Raw genomic sequence first — 23,379 nt, 5'->3', positions numbered from 1 at the left:
CCGCTAAGGTTGGTGAGCCTGCCGAACCACGCGGGCGTGACAAAACAGAATATTTAACAATAACAAAAAAAGGAAAAACAATGAAATCCTATAAGTCTCTCTTTCTTATGGCCGCTTTTGGCTTGATGCTTTCTGGCTGCGGCGATGACTCTGGTTCCAATGCATCGTCGGATGATCAGGGTAATTCCGATGGCCAGAAGTACGTATTCTCCTTCATGATGGAAACTTCCCAGTATGTTGGAATTGGTTCCCTTTCTGATGACCAGGCCAAGATTGTCAAGGATTTTACTGAAGCCCCGAATTCTGGTTCTGTCATGTATTTCAACGGCTCTGTCTATGTACTTGCCGCTGACAATGCCATGAACAGCACTCTTTCCCGTTACGAAGTTAAGGATGGTAAGATGGCTGACAAGGCCGCTGCTACAGCCAAGTTTACGGGAACGCAGTCCATTGCAATGAAGTTTGTAGACAAGAACAAGATGTATGTCGAACAGGCTTTGGGTGATAAGATTACCGCTCTTGACCCGACGACTCTCAAGGAAACAGCAAATATTGACCTTTCTAGCTACATCGATGAAGAAAGCGGTGCTTTGAGTACGGTTCCGGGTTCTGCTGTGATTAGCGGAGACAAGATGTATGTTTGCTTGAACCAGTTTGTTGATTTTACAAACATGATTGCTGGCCCGCGTGCATCCGTTGCCATTATTAACACTAAGACCGACAAGGTCGAGAAGGTTGTCTATAGCGACAAGGTCTCTGCTGTCGGTGGTATGGACGATATGAACGGCACGGCTTCCTTTGTTGATGAAAAGGGCGATGTCTACTTCTATTCCAATGCTTCTTACGGCTTTGTTGAAGGCTATAAGGAAGGTTGGGTGCGCATTAAGAAGGGTGAATCCGAATTTGACAAGGATTGGATTTTCCGCATGAATGAAACTGAATATGATGGCAAGAAGACCAATAACAATCATTTGATGGTTGGCGGTACCTATATGGGTGACGGTAAGTTCATGGGTTTCTTTGGTAACTTTGAAGACCCGACGAACTTCAATAACTATGAATGGTACTTTGTTGTCGTTGATGTCTACAAGAAGACCATCAAGAAGCTTGACTTGAGCCCGACGATTCCGTGGTTTGCACCGTCTATCCACTTGGATGCCGATGGCAAGAGCGTTTTGCTTGGCCATGCTGACAGCAAGGGTGGTGCCATCTACCGCTACGACATTGCTTCTGGCAAGGTCAAAAAGGAAATGGATGTTAAGACGGGAACGGCTTACTATATCGTTCCGATTCAGGACTAATTAATTTAGGATTTGAGACTCCTACTCTTCTGATCCAGACTCCCATAGAAGAAAGACAAGTATGGCGTGCCGAAAGGCGCGCCATATTTTTTTGGTGGCGGGGCATGTAATGCGCAAGGATTGATGTGGAATGCAAAGGAACGAAATGCGAAAAGCGCCGGGCTTTGCGCCCGACGCTAGTTTTTTACTAAGGAGAGTTTTTGACTACTAGATGAGAGTTATGAATTCCTTGATATTTTTAGCTTGGAGAATCTGGTCGATGCTTACGGTTTTCTTGAGGTCTAGAGCAATCTTGTCGACGAGTTTCATCAAGGTGATGGAATCACCGCCTATGGAGTAGAAGTCGTCATCAAGCGTGATACCTGGATTCTCGAAAACGCTTTGCCAGAGTTCAAGCATTGCTTTTTCTTCATCGGAGATGTTTTCGCTTGCTGTTGTGTTGGTTGCGTTTTGTGTTGATGCGATTGGCGCTTCCGGAATTGGGAGCTGCTTTTTGTCAACCTTGCCGTTTGCAGAAAGCGGGAAAGATTCCATCGTGATGATTCTCGAAGGAATCATGTAACCCGTGAGCACTTTTGCAATTTCTGCGCGGAGTACGCTTTCGGCGTTATCAACGGTTGCTCCAAGGACGTAGGCGATGATTTGCTTGCCGTTCCCAGGAACATCCTTGAGCGCGACGACGGCTCTTGTGACAAGTCCCGTGTGCGTCAATGCGGCTTCGATTTCACCGAGTTCAATGCGAAATCCGTTGAGCTTGATTTGCGTATCGGAGCGTCCGAGGAATTCGATGAAACCTTCGGTTTTTAGCTTGCCCAAATCGCCGGTGCGGTAGATGCGGCCAAGTTTTGGGTGGTTGATGAATGCCTTGCTTGTCTTTTCGGGATCGTTATTGTAGCCCTTTGCAAGTCCCACGCCGCCGATGTAGAGGTCGCCCTGAACTTCTGGCGGACAGGGCTTCAAATCTGCATTGAGCACATAGAACGTCTGATTTTTCATCGGGTAGCCGTAAGGCACGCAGTCCCATTCTGGGCGCACTTCGCTGAACGGGTAGATGATGGACCAAATGGCCGCTTCGGTTGCGCCGCCGAGACTGATAAGGTCTGCCTTGCAACCTGCATTCTTTGATGTTGTACAAATATCAAGCGGGATGCGGTCGCCCGAAAGGAGAACCTTGCGGAGTGAAAGATTGCTAGAATCATTTGTTGAAATGCGGTGCTTCATCGCCATGTCGAAAAGTACGGGAACAGAATTCCAGATGGTCACATTCTGCACACGGAGAACTTCGCAGACTTCGCGCATGTCGCGGGCGTCGCTCACTAATGCGAGTTTTGCGCCACTGCTGAGAGCGCCGAAAATGTCGTACACGGAAAGGTCGAAGCAAATGGAAGAGATTCCGATGAGTGCGTCGTTTTCGTTGAGCATGAGGCGATCGTTAACATCAATAATCGTATTTGCGGTTGCGCCATGCTGCATGATGACGCCCTTGGGCTTGCCCGTACTACCGGAAGTGTAGATGATATAGGCTTCGTCTTTGGGCGTGTTGATGGTCGGGAGTGACTTTTCGCTGTAGCTTAAGATTCCCTTGGATTCGAGATACGATTTTTTCAGCAAGAATTTGCAGTTGCCATCTTGCATGATGAAGTCTACGCGTTCCTTAGGGTACGAAACATCGATGGGAACGTAAACGCCGCCTGCCTTGAGAATGCCAAGAATGCTTGCAATCGTTTCCGGGATGCGTTCGCCAAGGACGGCAACGCGGTCGCCGCGAATTACACCATTATCGTGGAGGTAATTGGCGATGCGATTTGAAAGAATATCAAGTTCTGCGTAGGTAAGCGAAGACTCTTTCCCGACAACGGCTGTGCGGTCCTTGTATTTTTGCATGGCGTTGTTGACGAGGCCGTGCAAAGTTTTTGCAGGAGCTGCGCCAACAGTGAGGTTGTAACGGTTCCAAACGTTCCTGATTTCAGGGAAGTGTAATTTGTTTTCACCGTTGGCAATGTAGCGAATGTTTTCGACAAAGTCCTTAAAAATTTGGTCGATGATTTCCGGCTCGAAAATTTCCTTGACGACATCCCAGGTGACATAGAGCTTTTGGCCCATTTCTGCAATTTGGTTGTCGATGAAAATTTGCGGAGTCTGTGAAATGGAATAACGCAATTTGCCGAGAACTTCGTAATAGTTTTCAGGGGCATCAAATAAGACGCAAGTGAAGACTACAGGCAAAATAGCTTTGCCGAACTGGTTCCTTGATTTGGCGAGCTCGCGCATGATTTCGGTGCCGTCGTAAGACAAGTGCTCAAGACCGTCCATGATTCGTGTCTGCACATCAGAGGCTTGTTTCCACAAGTCATTTTCGTTCATCGAAAGAGCGAGAGGCAAGAGCTTGGTAAAGTCGCCGATGATTTTTTCGACATCCTTGTGGAATGGCTTGCGTTCGAATGCGGTCAAGTTCAGCACCATGTCTTGCTGGTTGCTCCAACGCTCAAGAACCTTGGCATAAATGGTGCAAAGCAGTGCTGACGGCGAAAGGCGATGTTCTTTGGCGACCTTCTTGAAATTACTCCAGGTCTTTTTGCAGATAACATCTTGCTTTCGTGTAATCGTGTATTCGGTGCAATCCGAAACCTTTTGAGCAAGTGGCACGTGCGGATATTCAGGGAATGTCGGCAATCGTTCCATCCAATACGCCTTATCTTCTTCATAGCGCTTTTCGTCACGGGAGTGGGAAAGATCGCGGACATAGCGCTCATACGAATAGCCGATGTGTTCCTCGAATGGCTGCTTACGCAAAATGCGTCCCAAATCCGAGAAGAAGATTTGCATACTGTCGCCATCGCAAACCATCAAATCGAAGCTCACAAAAACCGTGCGGGTGTCTTCACCGTAATCGACGGCCTTGAAGGTGAATAGTGGCCATTTGTCGTGCTGGTAGATGTGATGTGAAAGCTCGTTCCTGATTTTGAGTGTTTCGTTTTCGCGTTCTGCCGGGGTGCAGTTCACGACTTCCATCTTGTAGTCGGGAACATCGGTGAGAACCTTCTGCGTACCGTTCGGGAGGAAGATGGCGCGGAATGCGTCGTGCTTTTTCACGACTTTTCGGATGGCATTTTCGATTTCGGGAATGGTGTATTGCGATTCGATTTCGAAGTAATAATGCGCATTGTACTTGCCGAGTTCAAAGTGATCGTTGCGACCGTTCAGATAGGCAAGCTGAACACCTGTCATCGGAAATTCTCTGCCTTTTCCGGATTCGCTAGAATCTGTGGCGGAAAACGCCTCGGTGGCGCTTTTAGGAACAATCATGTCTTCTACAGATTCGGCAAAATCCCTTGCGTTTTGAGCGTTCAAAACGGAGACGAACGGAACACGGATTCCGTATTTTTGGTCAATGCGTTGTGCGATTCGCTGGGCTTTGATGGAGTCACCGCCGAGCTCAAAAAAGTCGAGGTTGCAGTCGATTTCCTTGAGTTCAAGGACTGTTTTCCAAATGTCGATAATTGCGGATTGCGTTTCGGTGAGGACTACCGGTGCTTTAGCTTCCGCTGCGTTTGCTATGGTTGCGGAACCTGCGGCAAGATTCTGCATCAGCGTTTTGCGATCAAGCTTTCCGTTAGAAGATAACGGCATTGCATCCAGATGGATGAACTTGTGCGGAATCATGTACACGGGCAGGAATTGCGAAAGCTCATTCTTGAACCATTCTTTATCCTGTTGCGTGCCGGTGTAGAATGCGACAATTTGCTTGTTCGTGTCCAGAACGACGATGGCGCTATCGACAGACGCGATGGCGTTCATGCGTTGCTCAATTTCGCCGAGTTCAATTCGGTAACCGCCAACTTTAACTTGGCTGTCCTTGCGTCCGAGGAATACGACGTAACCGTTCGACGAAAAACGCCCGAAATCACCGGTCTTGTAAATGCGTCCGAATTTTGGATGTTCGATGAAGGCTGCCTTTGTCTTTTCTTCGCAGTTGGCGTAACCCTGAGCGACTCCAACGCCGCCGATGTAGATTTCGCCTTGGACTTCGGGCGGACAAATTTCAAGCGACTCGTTCAGAACATAAATTGTCTGGTTTGTGAGCGGGTATCCGTAAGGGATGCTTTGCCAAGTGGGCTCGACATGCACAATCGGGAAGTAGATAGACCAAATGGATGCTTCGGTAGCTCCGCCCAAACTGTAAATTTTTGCGTTGGGGAAATGTTTGCGGATGCGTTCCGGGAGCGAAACGGAAATCCAGTCGCCACTCAAGAGAACGGATTTGAGTTCGTTATTGGTGTAGGATTCATCAAGGCTGTCGATGAAAAGTTCCATGCCGGCAGGGACGGAATTCCACAAGATGTTTTTGGAACTGTCCATGAACTTGCGGATTTCGTCGGTTTCGCGAATGTCTTTTGCAATGTCGAGCTTGCCGCCTGCAATCAATGTGCCGAAAAGGTCGTAAACGGAAAGGTCGAAGCAGTACGAAGAAAGTCCGAGAATTGTAGAATGCTCGTTTACGCCCATGCGCTCATTGATGTCGATGATGGTGTTCATCATTGCTGCGTACGAAATAAGCACTCCCTTCGGGACGCCTGTGCTTCCGGAAGTGTAAATGACGTAAGCGGTCGCATTAAGGTCTGGATTCGGTGCAAAATCAGCGCGTTCGCGGGTTGGCGATTCTACAAGTTTTTGCGGTTCTACCAACAGTTTGCAATTGGAATTCTTGACAATGTAATTCTTTCGATCTTCGGGCCATTTGGCGTCAACAGGAATGTATGTCGCGCCAAGTCCCATCGTGGCTAAGATTGTAATGACGGTTGAAAAATTCTTTTGCGAGAGAATGGCAACGGAATCGCCACAAGTCACGCCCTGCATTTTGAGCATGAACATGGCCTTGCGTATGGAATCCTCGAGTTCGCCATAATTCATGGTGGTCATGACGCCGTCTTGCAATGCGATGTTGTCGCGGAACTTGGCGAAGGAACGCTGCAAGTATGCAATCGGGTGCTCAATGCTGAATGCTTTTGCGGTGCTGTTGTAGGCTTCTACTCTTTTTTCAACACTGATGACGGGGCTTGTAAAGTCTGCACTTTCTGCAAATTCTTCAATGGATTCACCGTAGAATTGGAACATTTCGAAAATGAAATCTTTCGGGAAAATCTTTTCAAGATAGTCCCACGAAATCATGAGTCCGCCATCGTGTGTTTTGCAAATCTGGTTATCGATGCTGACTTGCGATGTCTGCGATTGTACATAATTGACTTGCAATCCTTGCGGTTCGGGGAGCCTGCCAAAGAGCATACTTGTAAAGACAATCGGCATGGGATTTTCTTTGTCAATTTGCTTTTGACGAATCAAGTCGCGGATGACTTCGACGCCTTCGTAAGCGCTATGGTCGATGCGTTCGTACATGCGGTCGCGAACTTTCTGGAGCGTGTCGCGAACGTTCAAGCCTTCAAGTACTTTTGATGAAAAGTCAAAGATGACGTTGCTTGTGTAATCGCCGATAATGTGGTCCATGCCTTCAATACCATAAGGACGGTTGAGCATGGTGATGTTGACGGAAAAATCACCGCTTTCGCTGAATCTTGCGAGCGTTTTCAGATAAAGGTAGAAGAGGACTACGCTGGAGGTGACGCCGTTTTTGCGGGCGGTGATTTCCATTTTACGGAGCGTTTCTTTGCTGAACTTTCTCTGAACGCGGTTGCAAATATTGGCTTCGTTGTCGTTTGTGCTTATAACGGGAAACTTCGGGGCTGCGGGGATGTCTGCTTCGATCTTATGCCAAAATTCTGCATCGTTATCGTGCTTGGTGGAATCCTTGCGAGACTTGATCCAATCGATATATTGCTGATTATTGTCGAAGTCGAATGATGGTAAAACACCATCATGGTAAAGTGACAAAAATTCAGAGGCGAGTCCCTGTGCGCTTAACCCGTCAATGAACATGAGTTCCAAATCGATTGCGGCGATGGAACGCTTTTCGGTAGAAATGTTTGTAATGTCAAATAGCGGCCACTTGCCGAGATCGCGCATTTCGGTTTGCGCGCGTAAACGCTTCTGTTCGAGATGTTGTTTCAAATCGCTCTCTGCAACGGCTTCGCGCGTAATCTTGAAGTTCTTGCAGATGTCCTTGGCGAGAATGCATTGATCCTCATCTTCTACAAATGCGCGGAGTGCTTCGTGCTTTTCAATGAGCTTGCTGATACATTCTTCAGCCTTGTCGATGTCTAGAGCGTGTTCCACTTCAAAGTAAATATGGGTGGAATTCACAGAACCATGGAAAAACTGTTCACGCCCTAGACGGTAGGATTGCTGCATTGGCGTCAAGGAAATTTTTTTTTCGACCTCGGCTCCGTTGCCGAGTTTCTCTTGAATTTTGTCAACCAAATCGCCGATGGTCTCTGCCTTGACCAAGTCTAGCATGCCGAATTCTATGCTTAGCTGATTTTTGACTTCTCCAAGGAATCGAAACATCTGGATGGAATCTTCAAAAACTTCGTAAAGAGATGTGTCTGTTTGAACGTTCTGTTTTAAAATTTGATTGACGATTTCAAGAATTTCTTTTTGCGAAAGTTGCGACATAAAGTCTCCTTAAATTTTACCTTCTTTATAGGCGGCGTACAATTTTTCTTTTGCAATTTTGCCGGTGCCTGTGAGAACCAATGATTTGAGCGGGATGACTTCTTTTAAGCCGAATCCCATTTCGGAGAAAACGTGATCTTTGAGAGACTTGACGTTTACTTTTTCGGGTTCGCCGTATTCAACGAAGAGGTAAATGTAATTGGTGGATGCGGCTGAGTCGTTCACGCCGCAGGCGGCACAACGGTAGCCGAATTTAGAAGTGACAACTTGTTCAATGTCGCGCAAATAAATGTTTTTGCCGTGGATAAAGAACATGTCTTTTTTACGGCCTACAACGTATAAGAGACCGTTGCTCAAAAAGCCTAAGTCGCCTGTGTCGAGCCAACCGTCAACGAACATGTCGGATGAATCTTTGTTCAGGTAGCCTGTGCAAATGTAGTCACTGAAAACTTGGATGCTTCCGACGGTGTTGTCTGGAAGAACTTTGTTATCGTCGTCGCAAATGCGGATTTGCATTTCGGGGATGGCTCGGCCTTGGCAGACAATGTCCTTTGCATTTTCGCGAAGACCTTTCATGTCGAAGTCAATGCCTGCAGTCACTTTATTGATATCAAGTTCCGGGTATTCGTGGTCCATGTTGAACGTTACGGCGCCCAAAGCTTCTGTAAGTCCGTAAAGCGGGACGATGGCATGCTCGTGCATTCCAAATTTTGCCATGGTTTGCGTGAATTCGGCAAGAACCTTTTTCGAAAGCGGCTCACCGCCATTCAAGATAAAATCAATGCAAGACAAATCCCAATTTTCGCTACCGTCCATTGCCTTCAAAAGAAGCGGGTAAGCAAAATTCGGTGCAGATGTCTTTGTAGCGCGAGTCTTGCTGACTGCATCAAACCATGATTTTGGATTCTGGATGAATTCTGCGGCGTCCATGTGAACGGCGCCCGTCTTGTAGTACATCGGGATGGTGATGAGCGTGACAATTCCAAAAGCGTGTTCAAGTGGGAGCCATTGCAACCATGTATCCTTTGAACTTGTCTTTAACGCGATGTTCAGATTCTTGAGCATCAGAAGGAATCTTTCGTTAGACATCATGACGCCCTTCGGGTCGGAGGTGCTGCCGGAGGAGTAAAGAACGAGCGCGAGCGCTTTAGGGTCTACATCGACATATTCGATTTCGCTTGGCAAATCTTGCGGGATTTGTGTGATTTCTTCAGGCACGACAATCAAACGGTTCAAATCGCATTCTTTCCAGAAGAACTTGATGAATTCGGCGGTTTCGGTGTCTGCGATAATGGCGGCTTTGGGGTTGTCGCTTGCCACGCGAATCAAACGCGTAACATGGTCTTTGCTGCGTGCCGCTGTCAAGAATACAGGTGCGATTCCCATGCTTAAAAGAGCGAAAAAGTTTCCCATGAAAGCTTTTTTAGAAGCTCCGTTGATTTGAAAAATCACCATGTCGCCTTGCTTTAGCCCTGCGTTTTCAAAGGTATGGCGTGCGCATAGAATGCGCATTTTTAATTCTGCTTTCGAAAAATTTGTTGCAATTCCGTTTTTCATTAGAATGATGCGAGAATCGCATTCGAGATATTCTTTCAATTTTTGATTAAGCGAGGGCAAATTTTGCATTATGGGGTTCTCCTATTAAAAAGTCAATTAGGTCGATTTTGGTGAGGATTCTGACGGGCAAAAGTTCTGCGCAGTAAGCGGTGATGACTGATTTTTCACTATCGACAACTTGCATTTTGGCGAGTCTGTAATCGAATAAATTTTCATCGTAGTCCGAAAAATCAAGGCTTTTTATGCTGCCGTCGATTCCGGTGCCGATGTATTTGAAAAAACTTTCTTTCATTGACCAAAAACGCGCAAATGTGCGGGCTTTGTCATTCGAATTTTTTATGGCATGTTGTTCACACGGATGCATGGCGCTTTTCATGCAGTCTAAATTGCTGGCGTCAATGTCTGCGATATCAACGCCCACGGGGGAGTTTGCCAGTCCGCAAACAATTCCTTCGGCGGAGTGCGATAAATTGAATTGCAGCTCCGGCATGCCTTTGATAAACGGCTTTCCGTAAGGGCCAATTTCGAATTCAACTTTTTCGTCAATGCCTTTTTCTTCGATTAAAGCGTAACGCAAAAGGATGTATGCCAACGCCGATAATTTACGGTCTTTGAAATAACGGTATTTGTCAACTTTTTGGGCGCGTTGATTGCTTAGCAATGGCCATAGCCCTGCTAGGTCTATTTCTGTAAAAGATTCTGTTCCTGTGAAAATGTATAGCACTTACAAAACCTCGTCCCATTTTTCTGTGAGTAATCTTTTAAGTAATCCGATGTTTGTCGCGAACATTTCTTTTAATGTTTCCGGTGCAAATGCGGGTTCTGCGTAATCCCAGTTGACGGAAAGTCTCCCGTCAAAATTGGTGACCTGGTAATCCAACACCACTTGCGGTGTCTTGCTCAATGCGTATATTTGTCGCAGTCCATCGGGCATATCGCTCTTGGACTTTTGACCGTTTTCGAGTACGCATGTAATCACAATGGGCATTTGTGCGCGCATCGGCGAAAGCCCTTCCTTGAACTTGAGAATCTTTGTGCCATCATACGTGTGGAATCGTACAAGTTGCCACAAGTCTTTTTGAACGCTTTGGACGCATTCCAAAAAGTTTTTGCATTTCTTGGATAATGTGATAAAAGCGATGTTCGTGAAATCGCCGACAACCGAGTTGATGTCTTTGTGGAGCGGCAAACGGTTGAATATGGTGGAATTAAGCGTAAGCGAATCGTTTGTGCTGAATTTCAGAAGTGCCTTGAGGTATGCAGTGCTGATAACTGCAGCGGGCGTTGTGCGATATTCGCGGCATCTTTGCTGGAACAATGCGAATTCGTCAACGGACAATTCTCCTGAAATACGAGCAAAATGGTGATTGTGAATTTCGGAAAGTGGCTTGGCATATGGCAAGTCGGGTTCGCACACTAGTTCGTTGATTTTAGATTTCCAGAACGCTTCGGCTTGCGAATAATCTTGCTGCTTTTCGTATGCAATCAAGTCGTTGCAATAGTCCTTGAATCCGTAATCAATCCATTGCACGGCTTCGCCGCGATAGAGCTTGAACATTTGCGAAAGCGCAATTTTTGCGCTCCAAGCGTCCATAATCATGCAGTCAAAATCGAAATGCAAAACATCATTTTCGTTCGGGACTCGCGAAACGCGCATTGTAAAGAATGGCCATTGATTTAAAGGGTAAATGTGGTGGCTCCACTCCTTGCGTTTTTCGAGTCGCTTTTTTGGGGTTTCTAAATTCACGACTTCAATGGAATATTTCGGTGCGGTTTCAAGAACGTGTTGCGTTCCTTTGGCAGAAATGACAAGGCGAAGCGCGTCATCGTGCGAGATGACTTCGTTCCATGCATTTTCTAGCAATGCGACATCAATTGTCGCATCGAATTCAAGCTCCATGTAGTAATGCGTGTTGATTCCACCGAGATCGTAAACGGAATCGCGACCGACCAAATACGATTTTTGAATGGGCGAGAGCGGAAACGCGTTTGATTCTTCTGCTGCAAGGTGCTCCAAATGCGCGATAATATCTGCTTTATTCGCTTTTAGGCATTCCTTGTCTTCGGCGCTGAGCGCTCCGTTTGCGGCACGGAACTTGAGCTTGCCTTCGTCTAGCCAAAGCGTTACGCCTCGGTTTGCGAAACTGTCAATAAGTTCTGCTACATTCTGAAAACTCATTAGGCGTTCTCCTGAATGTTCCTGATAGACAATTTTTCGGCGAGATCTATGGCGTATTCTTTTGATGTGAATGCGGTGAAGTGGTCTCCCTTGAGCTGTTCGTACTTTATTTCACCAATGCAGAGGTCATCCCATTTTTGGAACAGGAATTTATCAGCATTCTTGAAAATACTGTTGCTGTTGTCTGCCTTCAAATAACGCAAGTCGCCAAAATACGGAGTCGGGTTATAATTGACCATGACGTTGAAGTTTTGGTCAAATGTATTCTTGATTCTAGCGAAAGCTTCATCGGTCATGCTCTTGCCGAAATCGCCCGAATACTCCTTGATTTTCTGGAATCGTTCGCTTGCAGATAATGCGTTGAAGATCCGAATGGCGGCTGCATCGGGTGACTGGCTGATGATTTTTTCGAAGTCGCTTTCGTCAATGATTTTTTTCTTTGTTTCTTCGATGTAGCGGTTCATCAAGAAAGTAATGTCTTCGAATTTGAAACCAACCTTCTGCGGATCAACGCCAATTAATGTGGCAAAGAAAAAGTCCTTCATGTTCGTTTGCTTGATTTCAAATGGCAAACGAGCGCCTTCTACAATCACGAAGTCTGCTATTTCAATCCCTGCATTTTCAAGGCGCTCGGCAAGTTCCAAAGACATCTTACCGTTGAAACTGTATCCGATAATCTGCACCTTTTCAATTTGGGCTTCAATGATTTTTTCGGCAAAGGTCTTTGCCAAGACGCTCGCAACTTCATCGGGATTGATGTCAAAGAACTGTTGCGGGTTTGAAAGCTTGAATGTGAAAATTTCGCCTTCGTCCTGCTTTTCCATGAGCGGAATGATCTCATGGTACATTTCGTTGTTCCAAAGAACTGTTGGAAGCAAAATTCTAGCGCAATTGTTTTTCGGCTTGCCAATGCGCTGGAGCTGAATGAGTTCTCCCGAGTCGCCTGATTCTTCGGTGACTTCGTTTTTCAGGAACTGGGCAACTTCCGTGATGGTCGGAAAATCAAGCAGCTGCTTTAAAATGGCGTCAAACGTCTTGTCCGAAGCGAGTTCGTTACGGATAGTTGTTGCCATCTGAGCCATGAGCAATGAGTCTGCGCCAAAGTCGTAGAAGTTGTCGTCCAAGCCAATGGAATCGATGTTTAACGCCTTGACGGTGATTTCAATAAGTCGGCTTTCTATTGATTTTTCGTTGCTCTGCGAGCTTTCAAATGCGTCTGCATAATGTTTCAATGCACGCTTGTCAACGCTTCCGTCTGTGTTTGTTGGTAGTTTGTCAAGAATTTGAATGGATGTATTCTTTTCAGGACAAATATCGTTCAGGATGAGCTTTATGGATGATTCCGAAACGTCTTCTTGATCGTACTTGAACTGTTTGACATAGAGATAACCGCCCAACATTCTTGCCTTGTTGTCGTCCAGCGGGAGTGTTGTTGCATTTCGAAGATTATCCTTTTGACGCAATAAATCAAGCCAATCCTTCTTGGGCAAGAACATGTTCTTTTCGCGAATCTTGTCAGTCGGCTTGTCCATCATCAATGCTTGAGAAACCGATACAGAAGCGCAATCGGAACAGACTTCTTCAATGAAAAGGTAACCGCCCGGAACTAGGGTTTTCTTGATTTGCTCTAGCGTATGATTCAAGTCGATGGAGTTTGCCATCACGCCACCGCACAGGACTATGTCTACGCTGTTTTCTGCAATTCCCTGAGTTTCAAAATTCTCGTTGAAATCCAGCTGCGTGAAAATCATGGCAGGATCTTTGTTTGTGTATTCTCCCGCCATCGGGAAAAATTGCGTGTACTTGTCCGTGAAGTTATAAATGAACGGAATTCTGGATTCTTTGAGATAGGCGAATATCTGTCGCGTGATTTGGCCTGTGCCAGCACCTAGTTCAAGGATTCTCCAAGTTTTCTTGGAATCCGATGTCATGATTTGTTTCAGGGAAGTGACAATGTAATCATTGATGACTTTGTAATTGTTTTGGGCTTGAATAATATCTGCCCAATTTTGCAAAGCGCTCTTTTCTTCGTTATCGATATAGTTCTTGTAAACGAATTGTTCGGGGTCAACTGAGCCTTCCAAAATTTCGGCGAAGTGAATGCCGTTATCCTTGAGGTATTTGACGTAAGCTTCTGTGCCGATGTGATTGTCAAGATTTTGAATCGCTTCGTGCCATTTAGCTTCGTTGTGCGGAGTCGAGGTCTCTTGCAAAATCCTGAATCCGTCTTCACTTGCAGCGATGTAGCCGTTTTCTAAAAGAACGTTAATCCATTCCTGTGCATGGAATCGGAATTTTTCGGGTAATGATTTTTCAAATTCGCTTTTGGTGAAATCTTTTCCGTAAACGAGAATGCCGGTCTTGAAAAGTCCAAGCAGAATGGAGTCTGCTGATGCTTTTTCAATGCTTCTGTAGCTGGTTTCAATTTTATTCCAATCGAAATCAGTCTGCTTTGTTGCGGAGTCCTGGTCGGCTTGCTTCACGAATTTTGCAAAAGCTTCTTCGCTTGCTCTTGTTTGCGATTCCTGTTTTTTGCGAGGTTCTACAGCTACGATGAGGTTGTCCTTGTTGTTACCAAGAATCGCTGCCGCTTTTTCTATAGGCAAGCTGCTGACAAGAGCATCTTCGAGTTGCGCGATGTTTAACGTTCCCGATTTTGCCTTTGTTTCTTCGAAGAACTTGAGAATATTCTTGCGGTCGATTTTCCCGTTGGCAGAAAGCGGCAATGCATTAAATTCTTGGATGAGTCCCGGATGCATGTAGTGCAATAGGTATTTATCCAAGTGCGCCTTGAGCTTTTCCTCGTCAATGATTTGTTTGTCTGTCTTGACTTGCTTTACAAAGAACAGAACGTGCAAAAGGTCCAGCTGTTCATCGCTAGCCGGGAAAGAACTTAGGCTTACATTCTTTTCGCCATGTTCCAGTTTTGCAGCCCACTTGTCGCGAGACATCTTGAGTTGCTCAAAAATTTGTTTCTGGCGTTCCAAATCATCGGACGGAACATCCATCAAGAGCGCCTGCGTGATGGTAATCCATGCTGAAAGTTCGTAAGACTCGAGGAACATGAAATGTCCGCCTGGAACGAGAACGTTTTCAATTTGTTCCAATGTCTTGCTGAAATCAATAGCGTTGTCCATAACGTATCCGCCAAAGACTATATCAAATGAATTTGGCTTCAATCCTTGCTTGACAAAATCTTCATTCATGTCGAGCTGCTTGAAAACGAGCTCTGGATATTCCTTGAACATCTCTGCTGCAGTCGGGAAGAAATGCTTTAGGTAATCGGTGAAGTAGTATTCAAACTTGTGGCCCTTTAATGTGGGCAACAGGTATCTTGTTGCTGAACCTGTGCCGGCACCAATTTCGAGAATGCGGATGGGACGATTGGGCTCTTGGTCCAAAAGTTTTTTCAGATATTCTGCCAAGGTCTTATAGGCGATGACCATTATCTTGTTCTTGACGTAGAGCGAGTCAACATAACGGTACTTGTCGCCTTCTTCGGGGTAAAGGAATTTACCTGGATCAACATTTCCTTGAGCGATTTCTGCAAGGTGCTCGCCGTTCAATTTGACGTATTCAAGGAAATCCTTGGTGATGTATTCACCATTCCAAACTTCATAAGTCTTCTTCCAAAGCGCTTCCTTTTGCTGTTCCGAAGCTTCCGCGTGGCAGATGTAAGAATCGCCCTGTTGCTCGATGAGCTTTTCTGCTTGCAAGTAGCTAATCCATTGTGTTACAAGCCAATGGTATTTGGAAATAATGGGAGCTTTGATTTCTTCAAAAGTGTAAGGCTTGTCTTTTTTGAACAATCCCATTTTTTGAAGCTCAAATAAAATGGTGTAGGTGCTTGCGGTTTCTTCTGCTTCGTAACCGGCCTTGATTTGATTGATGTCAATTTCGCTAACGCAATCCTGCATGAACTTTTCAACGGATTTTTCACGCTCGTTGAATTTTTGCTTAGCTTCGATAATTGCTTCGTTGGATGCATTTTCGGGAATAATCGCAGAATAGATTTCGCGCTTGTCTGTACTGACAATGGCGACTGCTTCCTTGATGGCGGGGAAGTCCTTCAAGACATTTTCGATTTCACCGAGCTCAATGCGATGCCCACGAATTTTTACTTGAGTGTCTTCACGACCGAGAAATTCAATTTCACCACCGGGGAGATAGCGCCCCATGTCACCGGTCAAGTAAACTAGTTCATCCGTTTTCGGGAGAGTCACAAACTGCGCGGCAGTGCGTTCTGCATCTAGGTAATAGCCAAGTGCAACGCCATCGCCACCAAGCGCGATTTGCCCCGCGACCATTGTCGGGCACGGCTGTAAATCGTTATCGAGGATGTGCATGGTCTGGTTCGCGAGCGGACGACCGTACGGCAGAATTTTGAGACCGTCGTTAGGATCGTAACGATGGTAATTGGACCAGATGGAGGCTTCTGTTGCACCGCCGAGACAGATGACATCGACGCCAGGGGCGACTTTACGGATTCTTTCGGGCATGTCTACAGGAATCCAGTCGCCGGAGAGGAACACTTCCTTGAGCGGGAGAGGCTCTGCCGATTTTTTGCTTTCAACAAAATTCAGGAGCATCTTCATCAAGGCCGGAACGGTGTTCCAAACGGTGATGTGGTTCTTGTGAATCAAGGATTCCCAAATTTCGGGATTCATGTAATCATGTGCGGTCGGGTAAATGACGGTTCCGCCACAAGCGAGAATGCCAAAGATGTCGTAAACAGAAAGGTCAAAATTGAGTTGTGAAAGCCCGAGTACGGCATCGTCTGCGGTGACATGGAATCGGTCATTCATGTCGTCGATGGTGTTCATGGCACCTTTGTGTGTAATCACAACGCCTTTGGGTTCGCCAGTGCTTCCACTTGTGTAGATGATGTAGGCGATATCATCTGGAGTGCGTCTCGGGAATCTTGAACAGTCTACGGCAAAGTTATTTGCGCTGAGGGTGTCTACGTTAATAGTCGTCAATTCGCCTTCAAGGAGCGCTTCGTTTGTAGAAATTCCTAGAGCAACCTTGGCTCCCGTTTTCTTTACAATCTTTTCGGCACGACCCTTGGCTTTTGCGGCGGCGATCGGGACGTAGATGGCTCCTGCGTACAAAACGCCAAAAACAGAGACAAGTTGCCATGCGGATTTTTCCATCAGTACTGGCACGCAATCTTGAGGCTTTATACCACATGTTATTAACTGATCGGCAACCACTTTGGCGCGGGCATCGAGTTCTTCAAACGTGAATTGTGTGGTGCCGTCATCAATAGCGATTTTCTTCGGAGTGCGCTTGACGCTTTCGATAAAGTCGTCTTGCAACATTCGCACGTTCCAATCTTTTCGCGTGTCGTTTGCGGCTTTGCGTTCTGCTGCATCGCGGGCAGGGAGGGCTATATTTGCAATATTTTCCCAGTCCTCGTTTTCGTCTGCGAGCGCCAACAGCCTTTTTTCAAAAGCCTCAAACATGGAATCCAAAACGCCTTCTGGGAAAACGCCTTCGCGGTAGTCCCAGTTGACTTGCAGACCGAATGCTCCATCCATGACTTGACAATCGATAAACGTTTGTGGCGTCTGTGAAATGCCCCCTGAAAATTCACCGCGCAAAGGTGTTCCAGAATCGGCAAGCCCAATAGCACTCGTGTAGACAATTGGCATGGTAAGCCCGGTCTTTTTGCTCTGGCGGGAAATCTCGCGCATGACCTCTACGCCGCTGAATAGGCGGTTGTCCAAGTCTGCAAAAAGCTGGCCATTGATTTTACGGGTGCGAGCGAGGAAGTTTTCTTTACCGCCACAATCGACTTCTAACAAACTTAATGATGTAAAATCGCCAACGATGTCCATCACTTTTTCGTGCAACGGCAATCGGTTGAGAACCGTCATGTTGATGCAAAAACGCTTATTGCGGCTCCACTTGGCAAGAACATCGGCATAGCACGAAAGAATCGGAACGGTAGGCGTGAGACCGTATTGCTTGGCTTTTGTCTTTATGCGGTTCCAAGCGTCTGCAGGAATTCTCAAGAACTTGCGACCGAATGCATCTTTTGCTTCGGAGGCTGAGAGTTTTGGCAATTCTGGCGCATCGGGGAGGTTTACAATTCGATCCATCCAGTACTTCTTTTCTTTTTCGTACTGCGGAGTCGCCTTGAGTTTCTTTTCTGCAATCAGGTAATCACGGAACGAGAGTTCTTCTTCGCCGCTGACGGGGACGCCGTCAAAATAGGCGGCTTCAAATTCGGCGACAAGTTTCCAGATACTTGCCCAGTCGGCAAGCAAAAATTCAATCGAAAAATGGAGAATTGCACCTTCATTATTGCGGCTTACGGCAAGCCCGAACATCGGCCATTTCCCAACGGTATAGGCACGGTTACCCATTTCTTTGTGGAACTTTTCAAAATCGGCTGTTTTTTCAGGATGCTTTACCAAGTCCCATTCCGGAATCTCCAATTCTGGAACATCCTTCATCACCTGCTGAAATCCGCTCTCGTTGATGACAGCGTGGAGCATGTCGTATTTGCGCGTGATCGCATTCCAGATGTTACGAACCTTTTGCGTTTCAAGTTCCGCGTAACGTATCTCCAGATAAACATGGCAAGCGACGCCACCGTATTCAAAAGTCTTGCTACGTCCGAGCAAATAAGCGGACTGCACGTCGGTCAGCGGGAATGGTTCAAATCGATTTATTCGGTCAATGACGATTGAAATATCGCTATCATCGCTCTTTGTGCTCAAAAATTCAATAAGCGATTCCTTGTTGGCCTTGAGTTCTGCAAGAACGTCTGGCGTCATCAACTCTTTTGAGGCTTTGTACTTAATTTTTCCGCCATCTACCCAAAGATGAATACCCTTTGCTTCAAAACGGTTGACCAATTCTTTCATATTCTTGTTCATGGATGTCTTAAACCTCTTCGCTGTATTTATGGATTTGTGCTGATGGGATGTATTCGTTGCCTTCTGGGTGAATCAGCTTTGCAAATCCGAAAATGTTTGTGATTTCGGACCATTTTTGCGAGCATAAAAGTTCTCGCTGGGCGTATGGAGCGAGTTTTACCTTCTGGTCAATCATCTTTGAAAATTCAACAATGTTGTCTGCGATTCCCTGTTTCCAGTCGTCAAAAAGGACGTGCATGAAATCCTTGGCTTTGTAGTTTCCCAATGTTTCCATGGTCAATTCTTTCAAGTACGGCGGGATTTCGTTTCGCTTTTCGGGATTGTACAAGTACTTGGGAACATACATGCGCGGCTTCCAAAGTACAGGACCAAACGTGTCTTCGAGAATCAAACGGCCCGTTTCGTAAACAATGGCGAAGTTGTGCAAAAGATGTGCGTGGTTGTCGCGGTCGTCCGTATTGACCTGGTTGTTGTATTCAATGGTAATGGGCGTGTCACCCAATTTCCCGGTGAGAATGTCGAACGGTCCGACGCATTCCGTGATGTGTTCAACGGTCAAACTGTAAACGGAGGGGAGGATGCGGGAGAGAATGTCTATGGCAGGGAAAGAAACTTGCGGACCGAAGGCTGCCTTGATGTAGAGTGATTTTTCGTGCTTATTCAGTTCTTGTGCGACGCGAATGAATCTTGCTACTTCGGGGAGCTTTGGGTAAAGATCGCATGTCTTGAAATAAACGCCATTCTTTTTCGCAACGCGATATGTTTCAGTAAGGTCGCGCGGATGGATGGGCTGTTCTTGCAAAACGTGAATTTTCTTTTCCATGAACTTGCAGGCGAGTTCTGTACCGATGCCGCCAACAGTTCCTGAACTGATGACGACACATGCAAAATCAACTTCAGGGATCTGCTCAAATTCCGTAAACAGTGGAATGTTGTATGTTTCGGCACATTTTTTGGAGCGCTCGCTTCCTTTGCCGTAAAGTCCAACTAATTCAAAATCATCGCTTAATAGTTGCTGCAGAGCGTTGATGTAAAACTGTCCGAATGTACTTCCGCAGACAATGACTCGTTTTTTCATTTCGTTAAATTTCTCCCTCGATTTCGGTAGAATTCATATTCTTGATTTCGCATGAAAATTCAGGTTGGTTTGCCATGAGTGATTCGATGATGGGTTTTGCCAAATTGCTTTCGCCAAGCAAAAAAGTACCGCAAATATTTTTCTCGTTGATGAAACTGAGTGTTGCTGCGCCTGCGCTGACGCCTGTCATAGGCGATGGTCCGAGCCCAGAAACGGTCATCTTGAATTTTGCAGGTGTGCCGTTCTTTTCGCCTTCCATAAGGCATAAGTAGAAGGTATTTTCCTTGATCCCGAACGTATCAAGCTTGCTTGCCGTGCAAAGCTTTTTAATCGTTTCGTCGGGATTTTGCTTGTACTGATGCCTTGCGGAGTTTATGATTTCAATGGTGCGTTCTCCGCTGAGGCACATGTGAAATCGTGCTTCGTCAAGTTGCAATTTGCGTGTGACGGCTTCGGCTTCTCCATCGAAAAAAGGAAACATCTTTTTGATGTCAATGACTTTTTTTAAGTCTTCGGAAACATCGTTTGAAGATTCTTCAAAAGGTACGACTGTGCCATTTTTCCAATAGACCATGGTGCGGTTGTCGGAGTTGTGAAGGCTGTCGATAAAATCATTTGCCGCAGTGTACGAGAACGCGCCCAATCCGCCGTAATAAAATTCTAAAGAATGGACTCGGTCAAAATTCATTGCAAGGTATTGCGGAATTAGTCCAGAAAGTCCAGGAATGCAACCTGCTCCGTACGCGATTGCGACTCCCGAATCTTTCCTTTTGAATCCCGCAATACCGAGATGTAAGACAGGAACTTTTTTATTTTCTGCGATTTCATCCATCAAGGTAACTTGCGTATCTGTTAGCTTTGCACAGTCGAGGATGACTTCGCATCCGTCCATAAATTGCGATACGCTGTCTTTGTCCGAAACGTCTACTTTCGTCCAGTCGGCATCGGCCCATTCCGTGCGCAGTTCGCTTGGAGCTTTTTCAATGTTGCGCCCGCCAATGCGGAGCTTTTGTGAACTGTTGGCTTTGATAAATCTTGTTGCCCAAATGCCGACGGCTCCGTATGCGCCTAAAATTCCAATCATATTTCCCCCTCTTCGATATCGCCTAAGGCGTTGATGCGTTCTTCGAAAATCTGTGCGAGTTCGTTTAATTCTGCATTCTCGAAAAATTCTCGGAGCGAAATCTCGACGCCAAACTGCGTATGGATTTTTTCAATGAATCGCGTAGCCAAGAGGCTGTCCCCGCCGATTTCAAAGAAGTTGGCGTGACGATCAATTTTGTCAAGGGAAAGGAGCGACTTCCAAATGCTTGCGAGATCCATTTCGCGACCTTCGTAGTTCTCGTTTACGTCTGCATCACCTGTCTTTTTCAAGTACGCTGTGATTGTTTTGCGGTCCACCTTGGCGTTAGCCGTGAGCGGGAACTTGACGAACACTTCTGTTCGAGCCGGAATCATGTACGGGACGAGATTCGTTTTCAAATATGTCTCAAATTCATTGCCAAGAATTTCCTTGGCATCAGAAGCTTTCTTTGCTACAATTGTCTGTACAAAGTGCGAGTTGTTTTCAAGCGAAATGGTTTCGAAAGGCAATTCCTTGAAAATGGATTCCCATTCTTCATCGGTCAAAAGCGAGGTGAAACGGCGCAAACGCGTGTACTTGGCAAAGCCGTTTTCCAGTACGGCAGAACTCACAATAGCGAGTGGGTCAAAATTTTCAAAGTCCAGCGCCATGAGTGTTCCGCTCTTTTTCAAAATCATGTAGGCGAATGCTAATGCGTCTTTAGGATTGTTATAAGTGTGCAAAAAGCCTGCGTCAATCACCAAGTCGAACGATTCTAATTCCTGAACGCAAGCGCTCAAATCGAGTTGCTTGAATTTTAGGCAATCCCTCCAATTGCGTAGTGTATCGCTTGCTTCGTTGAGCATTCCTGTGGATTCATCGAACAGTGTGATCTCCATCCCGTTCTTTTCGTAACGGCTCAAGAATTCTCGTACGCCAAGCCCGGAACGTGCATTCAGAAATGCAATTTTCTTGATGTTGTTAGCGGCTGCAAACGTAACGGCCTTGCCGATGAAAGTCTTGAACGGAGCGCTTTCGCAAAGCAACTTTTCGGGTGCGAAAAATTTGTTGCTTAAAAGGTCTGTTTCTGGGCGGTTCCCTGTAAGAACATTTTGCAACAATTCGACATTTTCTGCGCTGTTCAGTTCCTTTGAAAATTCAGATTTTATAGCTGGGCGGATGCTTTCAAAGCCGTTCTTAAAAAGCCAATTCTTCCACAACGCAAAAGCGTTCTGTGATTTTTCGGGAATAATCTTGACGTTGGAACGGACAGCGTGAATTAGTGCTGCAACTGCATTTGTGCGATCCGGTAAGGAATCGTCTTCATGGCTTTCGACAAACTTATAATCGTACTTTGCAATTTTTTCTTTATTCAGTGCGGGGATGACCGCAGCGACAATTTCCTTTTTGGTTCCGTTTTCGACAACGACTGCGGCGGCGTTGACAATGTTTGATTTTTTCTTGATGACGTTTTCGATTTCGCCAAGTTCGATGCGGAAACCGCCGAGCTTGATCTGTGTATCGAGACGTCCCAGGAATTCTGAATTTCCATCAGCCATCATGCGGACTTTATCGCCTGTCCTGTACCAGCGTTCACCATTTTCAACGGGGAAGCGCTCCTGCGTCAAATTCGGTTGATTCAAGTAGCCTTCAGCAACGCCTACGCCGCCAATCCAGAGTTCGCCCGCTTCACCGGTTGGACATTCCTGACCTTTTTCGTCCATGACCTTGATTTTTTGATTCAACAAGGCCTTGCCGTAAGGGATGGATTTCCATTCTGGATTCAATGTGTTTACTTCGTACCAAACGGACCAAATAGAGACTTCTGTAGCGCCACCGAGTGAAATGAAACGAATACTTGGCCAAAGTTTTTTTGTGGCGCCGAAAAGCGGGAGCGGAATCCAGTCGCCCGAAAGCATCACGGTCTTTAGCGGAATGCTACTTGCCTTGTCGCCTGCGACAATCGTGAACATTTCAAAAAGCGCAGGGACGGAATTCCACAATGTCACTTTTTGATCGCTTGCGATCTGTTTCCAGATGCTTGCTTCTTTTTTAGTTTCTTCAGAGAGGACAATGACCTTTCCGCCCAAGGAAAGTATGCCGAAAATGTCATAAACGGAAAGGTCAAAGTCCAATTCTGAAATCGCCATACAGGCATCATTAGCGCTTAAATTAAAACGCTCGTTGATATCGCGAATGGTGTTGCTTGCGCCGCGATGCGAAATCATCACGCCTTTCGGAACGCCTGTTGTGCCAGAGGTAAAAATGATGTAGGCGAGGAGCGAAGGGTCTTCGACAATTTCATCTTTTAACATGGGCGCGCTTTGCAAAGTTTCGTCGACAACGATGACCTTCCAAGCCGGATTTTCTTTACGAATCTGTTCTGCGTGTTCCGCATCTGTGATGATTGCAGAAATTTTTGCAGCGTCAAAAATCTTGTGCATCCTTTCCATCGGCTGGTGGATGCCAACAGGAACATAAGCTGCTCCGATCGCCTGAATCCCGAGCGTACAGAAAATCTGATTCATTCCCTTCGGTAAAACGATGGCGACGAGGTCTTTTGTCTTGACCTCGGCGGCCTTCAACGTGGATGCGATTTTTAAGGCGCTTTCGGCAAGCTCGGCGTATGTCTTTTGGCTGTAAGTGTTATCAGCATTTCGCGATACGAGTGCGGTTGCCGACGGTGTTTCGAATGCTTTTGCAAAAACGGCAGAATGGATACATTCAAGATTGTTGGTAAACATAAG

Annotated in this window: 9 protein-coding genes; 1 reads left to right on the top strand and 8 read right to left on the bottom strand. The window is 46.2% G+C overall.

What is annotated here, in order from left to right; genetic code table 11:
• Positions 1-80: 80 nt before the first annotated feature.
• Positions 81-1,301 (top strand): hypothetical protein, encoded by a 1,221-nt coding sequence (locus B3A20_RS13205; protein WP_290765674.1) that lies wholly within the window; start codon positions 81-83, stop codon positions 1,299-1,301.
• A gap of 207 nt (positions 1,302-1,508) precedes the next feature.
• Here B3A20_RS13205 and B3A20_RS13200 read toward each other — a convergent pair whose 3' ends face one another.
• Genes B3A20_RS13200 through B3A20_RS13165 form a run of 8 tightly spaced genes read right to left on the bottom strand, consistent with a single transcriptional unit; the run spans position 1,509 to position 23,376 of the window.
• Complete coding sequence (locus tag B3A20_RS13200) at positions 1,509-7,868, bottom strand: non-ribosomal peptide synthetase (protein ID WP_290765671.1); 6,360 nt, start codon at positions 7,866-7,868, stop codon at positions 1,509-1,511.
• Positions 7,869-7,877: 9 nt separating this feature from the next.
• Entirely contained in the window at positions 7,878-9,425 is a 1,548-nt protein-coding gene (locus B3A20_RS13195) for an AMP-binding protein (RefSeq protein WP_290765826.1), read from the bottom strand.
• 46 nt (positions 9,426-9,471) lie between these two features.
• Positions 9,472-10,149 carry a 4'-phosphopantetheinyl transferase family protein gene (locus B3A20_RS13190; protein ID WP_290765669.1) on the bottom strand — a complete coding sequence of 226 codons (678 nt, stop codon included), beginning with the start codon at positions 10,147-10,149 and terminating at the stop codon, positions 9,472-9,474.
• Positions 10,150-11,604 carry a condensation domain-containing protein gene (locus tag B3A20_RS13185; RefSeq protein WP_290765667.1) on the bottom strand — a complete coding sequence of 485 codons (1,455 nt, stop codon included), beginning with the start codon at positions 11,602-11,604 and terminating at the stop codon, positions 10,150-10,152.
• Positions 11,604-18,479: a non-ribosomal peptide synthetase gene (locus B3A20_RS13180; RefSeq protein WP_290765665.1), complete on the bottom strand. Its 6,876-nt coding sequence runs from the start codon at positions 18,477-18,479 to the stop codon at positions 11,604-11,606. The genes B3A20_RS13185 and B3A20_RS13180 overlap by 1 nt, the downstream gene beginning before the upstream one ends.
• A gap of 19 nt (positions 18,480-18,498) precedes the next feature.
• Positions 18,499-19,569: a Gfo/Idh/MocA family oxidoreductase gene (locus B3A20_RS13175; RefSeq protein WP_290765663.1), complete on the bottom strand. Its 1,071-nt coding sequence runs from the start codon at positions 19,567-19,569 to the stop codon at positions 18,499-18,501.
• Positions 19,570-19,573: 4 nt separating this feature from the next.
• On the bottom strand, positions 19,574-20,653 hold the full coding sequence (locus B3A20_RS13170) for a hypothetical protein (protein WP_290765660.1): 1,080 nt from the start codon (positions 20,651-20,653) through the stop codon (positions 19,574-19,576).
• Positions 20,650-23,376 (bottom strand): amino acid adenylation domain-containing protein, encoded by a 2,727-nt coding sequence (locus B3A20_RS13165; protein WP_290765658.1) that lies wholly within the window; start codon positions 23,374-23,376, stop codon positions 20,650-20,652. The genes B3A20_RS13170 and B3A20_RS13165 overlap by 4 nt, the downstream gene beginning before the upstream one ends.
• Positions 23,377-23,379: the final 3 nt, after the last annotated feature.

Origin of the sequence: Fibrobacter sp. UBA4297, from assembly GCF_002394865.1 — a bacterium.
Lineage (GTDB): Bacteria > Fibrobacterota > Fibrobacteria > Fibrobacterales > Fibrobacteraceae > Fibrobacter.
Note: the sequence above shows the minus strand (reverse complement) of the source record. Positions and strands in the feature narration are given on the sequence as shown.